Origin of the sequence: Bacteroides reticulotermitis JCM 10512 (genome assembly GCF_000517545.1) — a bacterium.
GTDB lineage: Bacteria > Bacteroidota > Bacteroidia > Bacteroidales > Bacteroidaceae > Bacteroides > Bacteroides reticulotermitis.
Genome location: NZ_BAIV01000003.1, coordinates 49526 through 68100, shown reverse-complemented (window position 1 = coordinate 68100; position 18575 = coordinate 49526). Strand labels below are relative to the sequence as shown.

6 protein-coding genes and 3 pseudogenes are annotated in these 18575 nt (G+C 43.8%); 5 read left to right on the top strand and 4 right to left on the bottom strand.

What is annotated here, in order from left to right:
- The first annotated feature begins 2 nt into the window (after nt 1–2).
- From JCM10512_RS02125 to JCM10512_RS02115, 3 genes and pseudogenes are all read left to right on the top strand, one after another.
- Nucleotides 3–2006, top strand: a complete 2004-nt coding sequence (locus JCM10512_RS02125) for an AAA family ATPase (RefSeq protein ID WP_044159951.1) — start codon at nt 3–5, stop codon at nt 2004–2006.
- Nucleotides 2007–2122: 116 nt separating this feature from the next.
- Nucleotides 2123–4641, top strand: a pseudogene (locus JCM10512_RS02120) (AsmA family protein).
- A gap of 123 nt (nt 4642–4764) precedes the next feature.
- Complete coding sequence (locus JCM10512_RS02115; RefSeq protein WP_044160271.1) at nt 4765–5379, top strand: L-threonylcarbamoyladenylate synthase; 615 nt, start codon at nt 4765–4767, stop codon at nt 5377–5379.
- A gap of 96 nt (nt 5380–5475) precedes the next feature.
- Here JCM10512_RS02115 and nagB read toward each other — a convergent pair whose 3' ends face one another.
- The 3 genes and pseudogenes from nagB to mnmL all read right to left on the bottom strand — a co-directional run bounded on the left by nagB (nt 5476) and on the right by mnmL (nt 8575).
- Nucleotides 5476–6288 (bottom strand): glucosamine-6-phosphate deaminase, encoded by an 813-nt coding sequence (gene nagB, locus JCM10512_RS02110; protein ID WP_044159949.1) that lies wholly within the window; start codon nt 6286–6288, stop codon nt 5476–5478.
- Between the two features lie 55 nt (nt 6289–6343).
- Nucleotides 6344–7539, bottom strand: a pseudogene (locus tag JCM10512_RS02105) (FprA family A-type flavoprotein).
- 77 nt (nt 7540–7616) lie between these two features.
- Nucleotides 7617–8575 (bottom strand): annotated as a pseudogene (mnmL, locus tag JCM10512_RS02100) (tRNA modification radical SAM protein MnmL/YtqA).
- 433 nt (nt 8576–9008) lie between these two features.
- On the opposite strand from mnmL, the gene JCM10512_RS02095 reads away from it, so the two are divergent.
- Complete coding sequence (locus JCM10512_RS02095; protein ID WP_044160269.1) at nt 9009–13346, top strand: hybrid sensor histidine kinase/response regulator transcription factor; 4338 nt, start codon at nt 9009–9011, stop codon at nt 13344–13346.
- Between the two features lie 87 nt (nt 13347–13433).
- Nucleotides 13434–16031, top strand: a complete 2598-nt coding sequence (gene xyl3A / locus JCM10512_RS02090) for a xylan 1,4-beta-xylosidase (protein WP_044159948.1) — start codon at nt 13434–13436, stop codon at nt 16029–16031.
- Nucleotides 16032–16880: 849 nt separating this feature from the next.
- Here the strand turns inward: xyl3A and JCM10512_RS02085 are convergent.
- The gene (locus JCM10512_RS02085; RefSeq protein WP_044159946.1) at nt 16881–18401 is read right to left on the bottom strand and encodes a glycoside hydrolase family 28 protein; all 1521 of its coding nucleotides are present in this window, start codon (nt 18399–18401) and stop codon (nt 16881–16883) included.
- Between the last annotated feature and the right edge of the window lie 174 nt (nt 18402–18575).

Genomic DNA, 18575 nt, shown 5'->3' with positions numbered 1-18575 from the left:
ATATGAACGTAGATGCCGACAACGCAGCCTTTCAGGATGCACTCAATCTGATTCAATATACACGCCAATCGGTCTTTCTGACCGGCAAGGCGGGTACGGGTAAATCTACGTTTTTGCGTTATATATGCGAGCATACCAAGAAGAAACATGTGGTACTTGCACCGACAGGTATCGCGGCAATCAATGCCGGAGGCAGTACCATGCACAGTTTCTTCAAGCTCCCATTCTATCCGCTGCTTCCCGATGATCCGAACTTAAGCCTGCAACGGGGACGTATTCACGAGTTCTTTAAATATACCAAACCGCATCGGAAGTTACTCGAACAAATCGAACTCGTCATCATCGACGAGATATCGATGGTACGGGCAGATATTATCGACGCTATCGACCGTGTGCTGCGTGTATATTCACACAATCTGCGCGATCCATTCGGAGGAAAGCAACTGTTGCTCGTAGGAGACGTGTTTCAATTAGAACCGGTCGTTAAGAATGATGACCGCGAAATCCTAAATCGCTTCTATCCTACTCCATACTTTTTCTCTGCCCGCGTATTCAACCAAATAGATCTGGTATCGATCGAATTACAGAAAGTATATCGCCAAACCGATCCGGTATTTGTCAGTGTACTTGATCATATCCGAACTAATACCGCCGGAGCCGCCGACCTGCAACTCTTAAATACCCGCTACGGTACTCGCATTGAAGAGACCGAAGCCGATATGTATATCACATTGGCTACACGCAGAGATACAGTCGATTCCATTAACGATAAGAAACTGGCCGAACTACCCGGAGATCCGATTACTTTTGAAGGCGTAATCGATGGTGATTTTCCGGAAAGTAGCTTGCCTACCTCACAAGAATTAGTGCTAAAACCGGGCGCGCAGATCATCTTTATTAAGAATGACTTCGAACGCCGCTGGGTAAACGGTACCATCGGTACGATAGCCGGTATTGATGAGAAAGAAGAGACTATCTATGTCATCACCGATGATGGCAAGGAATGCGACATCAAGCGAGATTCATGGCGCAACATTCGCTATCGCTACAATGAGAAGACCAAAGAAGTAGAAGAAGAAGTACTCGGCACATTTACTCAATATCCCATTCGCCTAGCGTGGGCTATTACCATACATAAAAGCCAAGGATTGACATTCTCCCGCGTAGTAATTGACTTTACAGGCGGCGTCTTTGCCGGCGGACAAGCTTATGTAGCTTTAAGTCGTTGCACTTCATTGGATGGTATTCAGTTGAAGAAACCAATCAATCGGGCAGATGTATTCGTCCGCCAGGAAATTGTCAACTTCGCCGCCCGCTTCAACGATCGGTTGGCTATCGATAAAGCGTTGAAACAAGCACAAGCCGATGTGCAATATGTAGCAGCCGTTCATGCCTTCGACAAAGGAGCTATGGAAGAATGTCTCGAGCAGTTCTTCCTTGCCATCCATTCCCGTTATGATATTGAAAAGCCGAACATCCGTCGCTTTATCCGTCGCAAACTAGGTGTAGTCAATACGCTTAACGAAGAGAACCGGAAGCTGAAAGAACGCATGAATGAACAACAGGAGCGACTGAAAACCTATGCACGCGAATATCTGTTGATGGGAAACGAATGCATCACACAAGCTCATGACGCTCGTGCCGCTTTAGCCAATTACGATAAAGCGCTCGAGTTATACCCGGAATACGTAGACGCCTGGATACGGAAAGGAATCACACTCTTTAACGACAAGCAACTCTTTGAAGCCGAGAACTGTTTCAACACAGCTGTCCACCTTCGCCCTACTGAGTTTAAAGCTGTTTATAACCGCGGTAAGCTACGATTTCAAACAGAAAATAACGAAGGAGCATTGGCTGACCTCGATAAAGCGACTAGTTTAAAACCGGAACATGCCGGAGCACACGAGCTATTCGGAGATGTACTGATGAAAACCGGTAAAGAAACGGAGGCAGCCATACAATGGCGAATAGCGGAAGAACTTCGAAAAAAGAAAAAACCGACATAGCCTTTCTGCGCGACTGTCAAACATTGTCTATTCAAATAAACTCCTTAAAATAAGGAGATAACATATTTTTTTATTAGTTTTGTCTCATAATATACCTAACTCAAAAAACAACAATTATGAAAAAAGGGTTGAAAATTACAGGCATCACCGTCGCAGTGATCCTGGTACTCATGTTTCTCCTTCCCTTTGCTTTTCAAGGGAAGATTGCCGGCATTGTAAAAACAGAAGGAAACAAAATGTTGAATGCACAATTTGATTTCCAAAACCTCAACATTAGTCTTTTTCGCAATTTCCCTAAAGCATCCGTTACACTGGAAAACTTTTGGCTGAAAGGAACCGGAGAGTTTGCCAATGACACCTTGGTACAAGCCGGAGAAGTAACTGCCGCTATCAATCTGTTCTCGCTCTTTGGCGATAGCGGATACGATATTTCCAAAATCTCGATCGCAGACACACGGCTCCATGCAATTGTTCTGCCGGACGGCAAAGTCAACTGGGACATAATGAAACCGGACAGCACCGCAACCGAGGCAGAAGCAGAGACCGAAGAAGCTTCTCCGTTCCGTGTGAAGTTGCAACAGTTTGTCATCAAGAACATGAACTTGGTCTACGATGACCGCCAAGGAAAAATGTATGCCGATGTCCGTAACTTGAACGCATTGTGTTCAGGCGATTTGGGTAGCGATCATACCACACTACAATTGGAAGCCGAGACAGAAGCTTTAACTTATAAGATGAACAACATACCGTTTTTGTCCAACGCCAACATCTCCGCCAAAATGGATGTAGACGCTGATCTGGCCAACAACAAGTTTACACTGAAAGACAACGAGCTGCGTCTTAACGCAATCAAAACCAGCATAGACGGATGGGTAGCCCTGAAAGATCCCGCTATTGATATGGATCTGAAGCTGAATACCAACGAAGTCGGATTCAAAGAAATCCTTTCACTGATCCCGGCTATCTATGCAACGGAATTCTCCAGCCTGAAAACGGATGGTACGGCTACATTGGCAGCTTATGCTAAAGGAACGCTGCAAGGCGACACATTGCCTGAGTTCAATGTAGATATGAAGGTGAAGAATGCTATGTTCCGTTATCCGGCTCTACCCGCCGGAGTCGATCAAATCAACATCGACGCCAATGTCAAAAATCCGGGTGGAGACATTGACTTGACTACCGTACATATCAAACCATTTAGTTTCCGTTTGGCAGGCAATCCGTTCAGCGTAACTGCCGACATCAAAACACCTGTCAGCGACCCGGATATTAAAGCAGAAGCTAAAGGGGTTCTGAATCTGGGAATGATCAAACAAGTATATCCGTTGGGAGATATGGAGTTGAATGGCGTTATCAATGCGGATATGCAATTGGCCACGCTCATGTCATACATCGAAAAAGAACAGTACGACCGCGTACAAGCTGCCGGAACAATCGGACTGACCAATATGAAACTGAAAATGAAAGATATGCCGGATGTTGAAATCAAAAAATCGCTTTTGACTTTCACACCGAAGTATCTGCAACTCAGCGAAACGACAGTCAATATAGGCAAGAATGACCTGACTGCCAACAGCCGTTTCGAGAACTATATTGCTATGCCATGAAAGGTACGACGCTAAAAGGTACGCTTACCGTTCATTCTAACCACTTCAATTTGAACGACTTCATGACTACGTCCACCGCCGGTTCGACAACAGCAGCCACTGACTCAGTCGCTACTCCATCAAGTGCGGGAGGTGCATTTGAAGTTCCCAAAAATATCGATTTCCAAATGGACGCTAACCTGAAACAAGTTCTATTTGATAAGATGGCGTTCAACAATATGAATGGTAAATTGGTTGTCAAAGACGGTAAAGTAGATATGAAGAACCTGTCGATGAACACCATGGGCGGAAACGTCGTGATGAACGGCTACTACTCTTCGGCAAATATCAAGAAACCGGAAATGAATGCCGGATTCAAACTGACAGGACTCAGCTTTGCCCAAACGTACAAAGAACTGGATATGGTACAAAAGATGGCGCCTATCTTCGAAAACCTGAAAGGTAACTACTCCGGAAACATTAACATACATACAGATCTGGATTCTGAAATGAGCCCGGTATTGAATACGCTTCAAGGAAACGGTAATCTTTCTACCCGCGACCTTAGCTTGAGCGGTGTTAAAGTTATCGATGAGATAGCCGACGCGACTAAACAACCTAACCTGAAAAATATGAAGGTAAAGGATATGTCGCTTGACTTCACTATCAAAGACGGACGGGTATCGACCAAACCTTTTGATATCAAACTGGGCGATTATAACATGAACCTATCCGGTAGCACAGGTCTCGACCAAACAATCGACTATTCCGGTAAAGTGAAACTCCCCGCCTCAGCAGGTGATATAGCCAAACTATCAACTTTAGATTTGAAGATTGGCGGCACATTCAATTCGCCTAAAGTAAGCATTGATACCAAGAGCATGGCTAACCAAGCTGTAGAGTCTGTGGCAAACAAAGCGATTGGCGAACTGGGTAAGAAACTAGGATTGGATTCAGCGGCTACTGCCAACAAAGATTCAATCAAACAAAAAGTGACGGAAAAAGCAGCGGAGAAAGCGCTGGACTTCCTGAAAAAGAAATTAAAATAAGAATTCGTTTTCCCGATAAGGAAGTGCCTGCAAAGAGTAAAGGCTAAGAAACGGATCAATAACCATTAAAAACACTCACCTCTGCCTCGCTTGTCAATAGCGAGATGGGGTGAGTTTACAATTATGCTTCTAAAACTGTATGATAAAAACAACAATCCACAAGACCTTCAACAGGTTGTGGATATTCTGAACGATGGAGGCTTGATCATCTATCCAACCGATACGATGTACGCCATCGGATGCCACGGTCTCAAGGAGCGTGCCATCGAACGCATCTGCCGCATCAAAGAAATTGATCCGCGAAAAAACAACTTATCCATCATTTGTTACGATTTGAGTAGTGTCAGCGAATATGCCAAGGTAGATAATAATGTATTCAAGCTTATGAAACGTAATCTGCCGGGACCGTTCACATTCATTCTAAACGGTACAAACCGATTACCGAAGATATTCCGTAACCGAAAAGAAGTCGGTATCCGTATGCCCGACAATAATATTATCCGTGAGATAGCCCGGGTACTGGATGCACCGATTATGACTACTACCCTACCTTTGGAAAAGCATGAAGACATTGAATACATGACTGATCCGGAGCTTATTGAGGAAAAGTTCGGAGATATAGTCGACCTGATTATTGATGGAGGCATTGGAGGCATCGAAGCTTCTACAATTGTCAACTGCACCAATCAGGAGATCGAAATTGTCCGCCAGGGAAAAGGATGGTTGGAAGAAAGTTAATAGACAACACATTTATACTATATTAAAAAGCGGGCTGCCCTTTACAAAGAGCAGCCCGCTTTAACTATTTATCGGCCAAGCATACAATTCGTTTACTTATGCCAGCAATGATTTTGGATCTAAGTGTCCCGCTTCAATATCTTTGAAGTAACGATAAGTTCCGACTTTCAATTCATCAGTCGCTGCATCATCACAAACAATTATACCTTTTTCATGCATTTGCAAAGCACTGATCGTCCACATCTGAGTGATAGGGCCTTCTACTGCCTGATGCAACGCACGTGCCTTACCATGCCCATTAACAATGATCAACACTTCTTTAGCAGACAATACCGTTCCTACACCTACAGTCAATGCTGTTTTCGGAACTTTATTGATATCATTATCAAAGAAACGCGAATTGGCAATAATCGTATCAGCCGTCAGTGTTTTCTGACGAGTACGTGAGGTCAGTGATGAACCCGGTTCGTTGAACGCAATATGTCCATCCGGTCCAATGCCTCCCATGAAGAGGTCAATACCTCCACAAGATTTGATCTTTTCCTCATAGCGTGCACATTCTGCATCCAGATCAGCGGCATTACCATTGAGCAAATTAGTATTCTCCGGTTTAATATCGATATGGCCGAAGAAGTTTTTCCACATAAAAGAGTAGTAGCTTTCCGAATGATCCTGGGGTAAGCCCACATATTCATCCATATTGAACGTAACCACGTTCTGGAAAGAAATAATTCCTTTCTTGTTCAGGTCGATTAAAGCCTTATACATACCCAGAGGAGAAGAGCCGGTAGGACATCCAAGTACAAACGGTCTTTCGGGGGTTGGGTTGACAGACTTGATTTTAGCAGCTACATAATGCGCCGCCCACAGAGATACGGACTGATAGTCCGGCTGAATAATAAGCCTCATAAGTCGGTTGTTTTATTGGTTAGTTAATAAATTGATTTATATAGTTTTCTCGTGATTAGCGGTCTTTTTTCAATCGGTCGGACATCGCACGCGCCAGATTTTCGCTCTGAACATAATTCAGTTCAGTCATAGCTTGTTTCATTTCCACCGGATCGCCCACTAACTCAAACTTACTTTTCTCAGCAAATTCCGCTAAACGTTTTACCGCAGCGCCGGCCCATGTAAAAGAACCGAAATATCCCAGATAGCGTCCTTTGAGCTCGCGTACCAAAATCTTTGATAACAACGATTCGATCTCCGGATATATCTGATTGCTATACGTAGGGCTACCGATAATCAATCCCTTATATCGGAAAATATCGGCTATTATATACGAAGGATGGCTCTTAGATACATTATGCATTACAATATTCTTAATGCCTTGAGCAGAAAGTTCAGCAGCAATCGCTTCGGCCATTTGCTCGGTATTTCCATACATACTGCCGTAGGCAATTACAACTCCTTCATCGGCATCATAGCGACTCAAGCGATCATAAAGCCCATTACTCTGCTTATGTTCTCCGTCCATACAGGACCGTGAGTCGAACAGATGGCTGATATAGATAGTCCACCGAGTTTCTGCAACGCCTTCTGAACCGGGCCACCGTACTTGCCGACAATATTCGAGTAATAGCGAACCATCTCATTCCAATACTTATCCACATTCATGCGAGAGTCCATAAACCCTCCATCCAACGTACCAAAGCATCCGAAACCATCTCCAGAGAAAAGAAGTCCGTCCGTTTCATCAAAAGTCATCATTGTTTCCGGCCAATGCACCATTGGAGTCATAAAGAAGCGAAGCTTATGACGTCCCACAGCTAGGAAATCACCGTCTTTCACTAAATACTGCTCGCCAGTCACTCCATAAAAACCTTCTACCATACCAAAGGTTTGCTTATTCCCTACGATAATAATATTCGGATAATGCTGCTTTATCAACCGGATAGAGCCAGAATGATCCGGCTCCATGTGATTTATAATTAAATAGTTAATCGGTCGGTCTCCGATAATTTTCTTTATTTTCCGCAAGTATACTTCAAAATAGCAAATATCGACCGTATCGACCAATGTAACCATTTCGTCATCTATCAGGTAAGAGTTATACGAAACTCCATTAGGCAATGGCCACATAGCTTCAAAGCGGTGTTTTGCACGGTCATTCACTCCTACATAGTGGACATTTCCTTTAATTCTCGTTTTTTGTTCCATTCTTAAACTTTATTTATTAGGGCTTCGTCCAACATGCGAACAGGAGATAAATCCTCATACATATTGGATGCGACAAACTAATCTTTGGCAAAAATAACTCTTTTTTCCGAATCATGGTACTTCTTACCTTGATAAGCTCCCCTTTCTTTCATTCTTTTTTGCACACGAGCGGTGAATTCATAATTTTTCAAGCCCCAATCGGGAGCTATCAACAGCTCCTTAGGAGACTGGGAAACAAAGCGTTCCACAACTATATCCGGCCGCAAATGTTCGACATAGTCTATGACCAGATCAATGTATTCATCTACATCGGTATAAAGATGGAAACTATCGGGATTCTCTGAATATTCACGAGCCATACGAGTGCCACGAATTAACTGTAACTGATGTATTTTCAGTGTAGTCAAGGGTAACTCAGATAAAACGGAGGCTTGCGATATGATGGAATCATGCGTTTCACCGGGAAGTCCGAGTATTACGTGCCCTCCGGTCAAAATACCGCAAGCAGCAGTTCGCTTGATTGCCTCAACAGTGTCCGCATAAGTATGCCCGCGATTAATACGCTTCAAAGTTGCGTCACAGGTACTCTCAATGCCATATTCCACCATTAGGAAAGTTCGTTTATTCAAGTCATCCAAATACGATAGCAGTTCATCGGGCATACAATCGGGACGCGTCCCAATAACCAAGCCAACAACTCCATCAACTGCCAAGCTTCTTCGTATTTCCGCTTCAAGCCTTCCAACTCGTCATACGTATTGGTGTATGCCTGAAAATAAGCCAGATACTTCATCTCGGGGTATTTATACGCAAAAAAGCGTTTTCCTTCATCCAGTTGCGTAGTAATTGATTTCTCAATATGACAATAGTCCGGATTAAAAGTCTGGTTATTGCAATAGGTACATCCACCCCACCCTTTAGCCCCATCCCGGTTCGGACAAGTAAAACCTGCATTCAGTGAAATCTTCTGCACTTTGTAAGAAAAATACTTTCGCAAGAAAGTTGGAAAATCATTATACTGTACCTGTATATTCATTATTTAGCGATGTTCGTCTACCATAAAGACAGCAAACATAAGAAAAAACAATGGATTATAAAAAAAAGAAGCAAAAAGAGATTTCATATATTAAAAATCCATAAACCTTATAAGAATAATTAATTTTCACTATAAATACAGAAATATTTTGATTATTTTTGTCATGTTTTAAAATCATTGATAAAAGGAAACTTGTGAAAGTCTTGTGCGAATAATTCCCCAATTATGATTTCATTTCACCATACCCCATGCAACTTTTATCAAGAACAATTCCCCCTTTATATCCTATTAACTGGATATGAAGGGGTTTTTGATTGGAGCAAGAGTAATATATAGGCAAAAGGCAGTGTTTTTCGTTCAAAGCAGTTCCAATGCTTTTCATTCCACATTGTTTTTTCTATTTTTGCTAACACATAACAAAGAATCGATTACTATGAAACGCCTCTACCCTCTTTTCTATTTGCTTATAGCAATAGCATCCGCTACCGCACAGCCTATTTGCCAGGTTAAGCACTTTTCCGTAAGCGATGGGCTTGCCCAAGGAGTCGTTATGAATATCCTGCAAGATCAAAAAGGATTCATTTGGTTTAGCACCTGGAATGGGCTAAACAAATTCGATGGATATACATTCAAGACTTATAAGACATCCCAAGAAGATAAATATGGCATGGGCACTAACCGAATGGGAACAATTCTAGAAAGCCAGTATGGCGATATCTGGTGCCCTACCTATGACGGACAAGCGTGCTTGTTCGACGTGCAAACCGAAAAGTTCATCGATGTGCTGCATCCGATTAAGCTTGCCACCCGACAGGCTAATTTAGTAACACGCATTTACTCTTTGCAGAAAGGCATTGCCTGGATACTTTGTGAAGGTGGTTACGCATACAGAGTAGATGAACAACTCTGCAAAAAGGGAGAAGGAATTACCTTGTATAGTCCATTTGAGCGAAATCTTAAAGGAGAAGAAATCTTCAATATTTTTCAGGATTCGGAAGAAGATGAATGGATACTCACGAATAAAGGAATTTCAATTATTGGCAGTAAAACATTAGACACCGACTACCCCTTTCATTTTATAACTCAACTGGATAAAGTTATCTACTTGGTTTCAGAACAAGGTAAACTAGGCAAGTATGATTTCCGTACTCAAAAGCTAAAGTTTATCGATATTCCTCATATGCAAGGCAAGATAGGTAATGTAACCCTTATCGACAAAAACAACCTGGCTCTGGGTACCGATAATGGATTAATCTTATATTCTATCCCCAACAAGAGCTTCCAGCACCTAGATATTCGTTCCGCCACTCAGCCGTCCAACTATGTGGAATCGGTCTATCGAGATAAGTACAACAATCTTTGGATTTTCTCACCAACACCGGGAATCACACGCCTTCACCTTCCGACCAATGAGAAACAGCATTTATTCACACCCAAACATGAGGTTATCAAACACGGACGAAAGAGCCGGAAAATCGTATTTGAAGATAAGATAGGTAACTTATGGGTAGTCCCAACCGAGGGAAACTTTTGTTATTTCGACCGAAAAAAGAAAGAATTAAAGCCACTCCTGACTGATATAAATAATCCGGCATCCGTTTTTAGCCCGCTAATCCGGTACTATATGCTCGACAACCAAGGTAGTTGTTGGTTTGCTACGGCACGCGGGGTAGAAAAGCTCTGCTTCTTTCCGCAGAGTTATCAGTTCAATCAAACCGACTACGAAGCAGAAACGAGAGCTTTTCTGCGGGATAGCAATAACCGGATATGGATTACATCTAAAGCTAACTTTGTTCAGATATACAATGCGGATGGTTCTCTGGAAGGATTCTTATCACCCAGCGGGCATATTGTGAAAGAAAAGCAGGCTTTCTTCAATGCGATATATACCATCATGGAAGATAAAGAAGGGCAGATATGGCTGGGTAGTAAGGACAACGGCATTTTCTTATTGCAGAAGACCAAAGCCAATCAATATTCCATACGCCACTTCAAGCATCATCCGACAGATCCATACAGCATAAGCAACAACAGTGTTTATAGTATTTTCCAAGATAGCCGAAGAAACATCTGGGTAGGATGTTACGGCGGGGGACTGAATTTAGTAACCCACTCGGAAGACGGTAAACTGTTGTTTATCAATTGCAATAACCAACTCAAGAATTTCCCGACCGACTATGCCATGAAAGTGCGCAATATAGCCGAAGCAGCCGGTGGAGTGATTCTAGCAGGAACAACTGACGGACTTCTAACCTTCCCAAACACATTTGAGCGTCCGGAGGAAATTAAGTTTTACCGCAATAGTCGCGAGGCAGGAGTCAATACCAGCCTCAGCGCGAATAATATTATGCACATATACACCGACAAGCAACAAACAACTTATATAGCCAGCTTTACCGGTGGATTAAGCAAGATATTATCTAAAGAACTGCTCAGCAATCATATTGAATTTAAAAACTACGATAAGAGCGACGGTTCTTCTTCCGATCTCGCGTTATCTATTATCGAAGACTCTCAGAATCAACTATGGGTTGTTTCGGAAAATTCGCTGTCAAAGTTCAATCCACAGAAAGAAAGTTTTGAGAATTATGAACTAAGCTCGGTTTATCAGGAGTTCAATTTCTCGGAAGCAATTCCAATTATAAATAATCAGAATCAGATTTTACTGGGTACAGACAAAGGCTTTCTGGAGATATTTCCGGAAAAGATGCAAAAGAGTCAGTATATACCTCCCATCGTATTCACCGGTTTGAAAGTACAAGGGCATGTGTTACCAATCTCCATCGACGATCAGCAAGCGATAAAGCTAAAGCCATCTGAACGAAATGTAACCTTTCAGTTTGCCGCGCTCGACTATGTCAACCCGAATGGAATTTTATACGCATACCGGCTGCAAGGACTTGAAGAAAACTGGAATGAAGCCGACAACAACCGTTCGGCCAGTTATATCAATTTACCGGCCGGGAAGTACGAACTGCAAATTAAGTCGACGAACAGTGACGGGGTGTGGACAGACAATGTGCGTACTTTATCCGTTCAAGTACTTCCCACATTTTGGGAAACGTATTGGGCGTGGTTGCTGTACTCCCTGATGTTCATTCTATTCACCTGTACGGTAGTTTACGTTCTATTTTATATTTACCGTTTGCGCCACCGGGTCGATATGGAACAGCAACTGGCCAATATCAAATTGCGCTTTTTTACCGACATATCACACGAATTGCGTACGCCGCTTACCTTAATCAGTAGCCCGGTCATCGAGGTGCTGGAGAACGAGCAACTCTCTCCCACTTCACGCAAGCACCTGACTTTGGTACGCCAAAACACTGAGCGCATGCTCCGATTGATGAATCAGATTCTGGACTTCCGAAAAATACAGAATCACAAAATGAAGCTGTTGATAGAAGAAACCGATTTGATCCCGCTGCTACAGAAAGTGGCCGATAGTTTCCGCTCAATAGCCGAAGAGAAAAGAATGAATTATCAGTTTGAGACTTCCGTTCCTTCGGCATACGGGTGGGTGGATCGAGATAAATTTGAAAAGATATTCTTTAACCTGATATCCAATGCTTTCAAATATACGCCGGCCGGCAAGTCAATTAGCATCCGCATCGCGGTTCAGGAAGATCATATAAAAATAGAGGTCGCTGATGAAGGAATCGGCATTGCGACCGAAAAACAACGCTCGCTATTCCAACGCTTCGAGACGCTGGTCAAACACAACATTCTACAACCATCCTCGGGCATCGGGCTATCTTTGGTGAAAGAGATGGTGGACATGCTTCATGGAGGGATTGAAGTATATAGCCAGTTGGGGCAAGGCAGTACATTTACAATCACTCTTCCGCTGAAAAAGGATATCTTCGAGCAAGACAACCAAGCCGAGTTTATTCTGGACGACAGTGATTCGACGACGATACAGGATGCGGAACAAGCATGGGAGGAGGACGAAACGGCAAAGAAGGAAGATTCTTTCTCCATACTGATTGTAGAAGATAACAAAGAGTTGAGAGGGTTCCTGAAAAACATACTGTCCGAGAACTATCAGGTCATCGAATCGGGCCATGGTGAAGAAGGTCTGCAACATGCTTGCGAAGATCTACCGGACTTGATTATCAGTGATGTGATGATGCCTGTGATGGATGGTTTGGAAATGGTTAAACAAATCAAGGAGAATCGCGACATTTGCCACATCCCTATCATTCTGTTGTCGGCCAAATCATCGCTCGACGACCGCATAGCCGGGTTGGAACAAGGAATTGACGACTACATAACCAAGCCGTTCAGTGCCACCTACCTGAAAACCCGCATCGCTTCTTTGCTGCAACAACGTAAAGACTTGCAGGAGATGTATAGAGCCAAGTTGTCCGAAGGGCGAAAGATATCCGAAACCGATCTGCTCACTCCTTCTCAGCCGCAAATAACTTCCTACGACGAGCAGTTCATGCAGCATGTCATGCAATTTATGGAGGAACAGATGGACAATAGCGAACTGACGATTGACGATTTTGCCGAGAAGCTTTTACTCAGTCGCACCTTATTCTACCGCAAGTTAAAATCACTGATCGGTTTAACGCCGATAGACTTTGTACGCGAGATACGTATTAAGCGCGCTATGCAGCTCATCGACAGCGGTGAATTTAACTTCTCGCAGATAGCCTATATGACGGGATTCAACGATCCGAAGTATTTCGGCAAATGTTTTAAGAAGGTAACCAGAATCACGCCGTCCGAATATAAAGAGAAGAAAAGCAGTGAAAAGGAGGGCTAGTAAATCTATCCCCCTTTTCTACCGAATATTCCTCTCATTATCCTGACAAAGCCCGTATCATTGCAGAAAATCTAAAACCATATAGTAATGAAGAGACAATGGATGACAGTCTGCGGTATCGCAATCTTTGCATGTACAATGCAAGCGCAGAGCAATCTATCAACACCGCACCCTTACCAAAACACAAAACTGACAGCCGAACAACGCGCCGACGACTTACTCCCACGACTTACGCTGGAAGAGAAAGTCGCCTTAATGCAAAACAACTCTCCGGCCATCCCACGTTTGGGCATCAAGCCGTATGAATGGTGGAACGAAGCACTTCACGGTGTAGCACGTGCCGGACTGGCAACCGTATTTCCACAAGCCATCGGTATGGCAGCCTCTTTCAACGACGAGTTGCTTTATCGTGTTTTTGACGCTGTATCCGATGAGGCACGCGCCAAAAACCGTCGTTTCAATGAGGGCGGAACTTATAAACGTTATCAAGGATTGACCATGTGGACGCCCAATGTCAACATCTTCCGCGATCCACGTTGGGGACGAGGACAGGAAACTTACGGAGAAGATCCTTATTTGGCAAGTCGCATGGGCATGGCAGTAGTCAAAGGACTGCAAGGACCCGCAGATGCCGAATACGATAAGCTACACGCTTGCGCCAAACACTTTGCCGTTCACTCCGGGCCGGAATGGAACCGTCACAGTTTCAATGCGGAAAACATAGCCCCAAGAGATTTGTGGGAAACTTATCTCCCGGCTTTTAAAGACCTCGTTCAGAAAGCGGATGTAAAAGAAGTAATGTGTGCCTACAATCGCTTTGAAGGCGATCCCTGTTGCGGAAGCAAACAACTGCTAATGCAGATACTCCGCAAGGATTGGGGCTTCAAAGGACTCGTGGTATCCGACTGCGGAGCAATTTCCGACTTCTATTCTCCGAAGAAACATTTCACGCATCCCGATGCGGCAAGCGCTTCGGCCGCAGCCGTGTGGAGCGGAACGGATGTTGAATGTGGAGGTAGTTACAGCAGTCTGACAGAAGCGGTCGAGAAAGGACTTATCACCGAAGAGCAGATCAATGTATCTGTCCGCCGGTTGCTGACCGCTCGTTTTCAGTTAGGTGAGATGAATGAGAAACATCCGTGGAGTCAGATTCCTTATTCAATCGTAGATTGTCCGAAACATCAGGAATTAGCTTTGAAAATGGCACATGAAACGCTGGTACTTTTGCAGAATAAGAACCAGGTTCTGCCATTGAATAAGAAACAAAAGATTGCCGTTATCGGCCCGAATGCCAACGACTCGGTTATGCAATGGGGAAATTACAACGGATTCCCGTCGCAGACGAGTACTTTATTGAAAGCTATCCAACAACGGATTCCTGCCTCACAGATTATCTACGTTCCGGCTTGTGGACTGACCGAAGACATGACTCTGCATAGTCTGTTCAATCAATGCCGCATAGATGGTAAAGACGGGTTCTCTGCCGTGTACTGGAACAACCGAGATTACACAGGTGAAATAGCAGCCACCGATCAACTGACTACTCCCTTTCATTTCAGCGGACAGGGCAATACGGCCTTTGCGCCGGGAGTTAACCTGAAAGACTTTACGGCAATCTACCGCAGTACGTTCCGTCCACAAGAATCGGGATCGGCTGCATTCCGATTCATGACTAACGGAGGAGTAACGCTTCGTATCAATGGTGAAACGGTTGCCGAGAAGACCAACGTTAAGAATCCGGAAGATCTCTATAAGTTTGATTATAAGTCCGGCCAGATATACGAGATAGAGCTTACGTTCATTCAGGTAAAAGACGGCCCGTTCCTCAACTTCGATCTGGCCGAAGAGAGACCGGTTGATATTCCCGTGCTTCTTAGCCAAATTAAAGAAGCGGATGTTGTTCTCTTTGCCGGCGGTATTTCCGCTTTGCTCGAAGGAGAATCGATGAGTGTCTCAGCTCCCGGTTTCAAAGGTGGCGACCGTTTAAATATTGAATTGCCCGATGTACAACGCAAAGTTCTTAATGCATTGAAGAAAGCCGGAAAGAAAGTCGTTTTCGTTAATTACTCCGGTTCGGCGATGGCGATGGTTCCCGAAACAAATAGCTGCGATGCAATTGTACAAGCCTGGTATCCGGGGCAAGCGGGAGGAACTGCTGTTGCCGATGTATTGTACGGTGATTACAATCCTGCCGGACGTCTGCCCGTAACCTTCTACAAACACACGAAACAATTGCCCGACTATGAAGATTACTCAATGAAAAACCGCACCTACCGTTTTATGAAAGAGGAACCACTCTTCCCGTTTGGATACGGTTTGAGTTATACGAAGTTCACTTATGGCAAAGCTAAAGCAGACAGGTCTACCTTAGCAGCTAACCAGAAACTCACGCTCCACATTCCGGTGAAGAACATCGGCCCGCGTGATGGAGAGGAAGTTGTGCAAGTTTATCTCCGTCGTCCGGCAGATAAGGAAGGACCAAGCAAAGCTCTCCGCGCATTCCAAAGAGTGAATATAGCTAAAGGAACTACGCAGACAGTTGTGATCGAGCTTCCCTACGAGAATTTTGAATGGTTCGATACGGCAACCAACACCATGCGTACGCTGAAAGGGAACTATGAAATACTCTATGGCAGTAGTTCGAAGGACAAAGACTTACAATCTCTAAATATCTCTATACAATAAAGGAACAGCGCTTCGTAGACATCTATGAAGCGCTGCTTTTTTTCTATTCATGCACCTTCAAAGTCTGTCGGAACCATCAAAGAACACGATTAGTTCACTATCTAACGACTCCGTTTTGGCTCAAACTCCTCCCCCCTCTACTAAGAAAAAAAATCATCTCTCATGGTCTCATCATTTTAAATTAAAATGCAAATAATCAGCACATTACAGAATGAGAGATGTTTTCTAAAAGAGGTATCTCTCATCATTTTCCCGTATTTTTGCCCCTTTTTGGACGTATCTCTCATCATTTTTGAGGGATCTCTCATTCCTTTTAGGTGTATTTCAGTTTCTGTTTAAATATTTAGTCTGATTATCTTTTTCATCATACCCTATACAACTAGTTGATTTGCAACACTCCTAAGTTATATACGACTAACAGATACATAGTAAATAGCGTTGTCTTTCATTTCCCAAGCATCGCACTTTGACAACGCCCCATCTATATAGCTTATCATGCAGTGTATTACTAGATAAGTTCCGGTTGATTAGTAGTAAACCGCTTCTTCTCTAATAGAAAAGTCTCATTTAATCTGATACAAACTATAAATGCAAACTCTGTTTTTATAATTGCAAATTGCATTTATAAAAACAAAGCTTGCATTCTTATAATTAAAGCTTTCAGTTAAAGATCTCTTTCAGACAAAAGCAAGTTTACGGTTACAGAAAACAAACTTAATTACCGGTATAACGGAACTTATCTATTACTAGTCTACATCACAAGTAGTATGACTTTGCCCGACAATAGAAAGCTTTTCAGAGTGATGCGCAAGGATAAATCACTCGTATTCACCTTTGCGCATCGAAATATCACTTATTCAGGGTAAGTAGCCGCTTCTCTGAAATCGAATCGTACTTCTCACCGTTAATGGTTATGCCGGTGGTATTCTCCAGTTGAATCACCGAATCATCCGAGGTCTCAATATCGATGTTCTCCATATTCACCTGAGCAACCTGATTGATGACGATACCTTCTCTGGCATTGGTTACAACCATGTTCCGGATCGAAATATTCTGTATAGGCATTTCGGGAAGTCCGTTGAAAAAGACCGCCCTTCCTGCACCGTTGCAGTATACATTTGATATATGGATGTCCTTGAAAATAGGAGTTTCTTCACTAACACTCGGAACAGGTGCATCCTCTCCCCCTTTCACAGCGTAGTACAAGTCGGCAATCAGCGCATCGTTCGGAATGTCGATCATGTTTATACGATCAATATAGATGTTTTCAACAACACCGCCACGTCCCCGGGTACTTTTAAAGCGCAAGCCGACATCCGTCCCAATAAAAGAACAATCGGCCACATATACGTTCCGGACTCCACCGGACATTTCGCTGCCTACAACAAAACCACCGTGGCCATGAAGCACCGTGTTATTCTTCACAATCACATTCTCACAAGGTTCTCCCCGGCGACGTCCGTCCGCATCCTTGCCCGACTTCAAACAAATCGCGTCATCACCGGCATCAAAGAGACAGTTTGTGATAAGTACGTTCCGGCACGACTCCACATCGAGCGCATCTCCGTTCTGTGAGTACCAGGGATTGAAGACTTTCACATTGTTCAAGGTCAGAAACTCACAGGATAACGGATGAATACACCAGTTAGGCGAATTTTTGAAAGTGATTCCATCCAGCAGTACCTTCTTACTCTTTACAATACTAACCATCACCGGACGCAACCAAGTCTTCATCTTTCCCCATTCTTCGTCGGTAACCCCTGTATCCGAATGACTTTTGCCGTTCATGAGTACCGATGCTTGCAGAGCACCGGCGTTGGGATACCATATCCGAGCAGCCTCGTCAACACTTCCACCGGAGTTTAACAGGTTTTTCCACTGCCGTTCCGTCATTTTATCCTTCTTAACGGGACGCCAACTGTCTCCTGCCCCATCAAATACACCGAAACCGGTTATGGCAATGTTGTCAGCATTCACCGCGGAGATGGGCGACTGGCAACGTTTGGCGCTCACTCCTTCAAAGACTGTATCTACAACCGGATACAGAGCCGAGTCACCGCTAAAGAGAACGAGCGCATTCTTCTCCGTATGCAGGTTTACGTTGCTCAACAGCACAATAGGCCCTGTCAACCACAAGCCTTCCGGGATAATCACTCGTCCGCCACCCTTCGCACTTACCGCTTGGATGGCATCATTAATAGCCTTTGTATTGACGACCTTTCCACCGCTTTGCGCACCGAATTCGGTAATGTTAACCTGATAGTCAGGAAATGAAGGTTGTTCAACTCTGGGCATATCGAAAGGAAGATTCTTATAGACATCTTCCGGCAGATTGGATTCTTGCCGCGGCTGCGTACATCCCTGCCCGATGAGGCCAGCAGCACAACCATACCTAATAAAATCAATTTCTTATTGAAAAACATGTTCACGATTCTTTAGTTAGTACTTCTTACTCTTATTTTTTAAATATCATATCTACAAATTCACGGTTACAACTAGAATGATGCAAGGTCCGGACTATCCATCCGGACCTTGCTGGCTACC

Coding starts and splice junctions, on each gene's coding strand:
- JCM10512_RS02125 (WP_044159951.1), top strand. CDS start 3: ATGAACGTAGATGCCGACAACGCAGCCTTTCAGGATGCACTCAATCTG.
- JCM10512_RS02115 (WP_044160271.1), top strand. CDS start 4,765: ATGCTTCTAAAACTGTATGATAAAAACAACAATCCACAAGACCTTCAA.
- nagB (WP_044159949.1), bottom strand. CDS start 6,288: ATGAGGCTTATTATTCAGCCGGACTATCAGTCCGTATCTCTGTGGGCG.
- JCM10512_RS02095 (WP_044160269.1), top strand. CDS start 9,009: ATGAAACGCCTCTACCCTCTTTTCTATTTGCTTATAGCAATAGCATCC.
- xyl3A (WP_044159948.1), top strand. CDS start 13,434: ATGAAGAGACAATGGATGACAGTCTGCGGTATCGCAATCTTTGCATGT.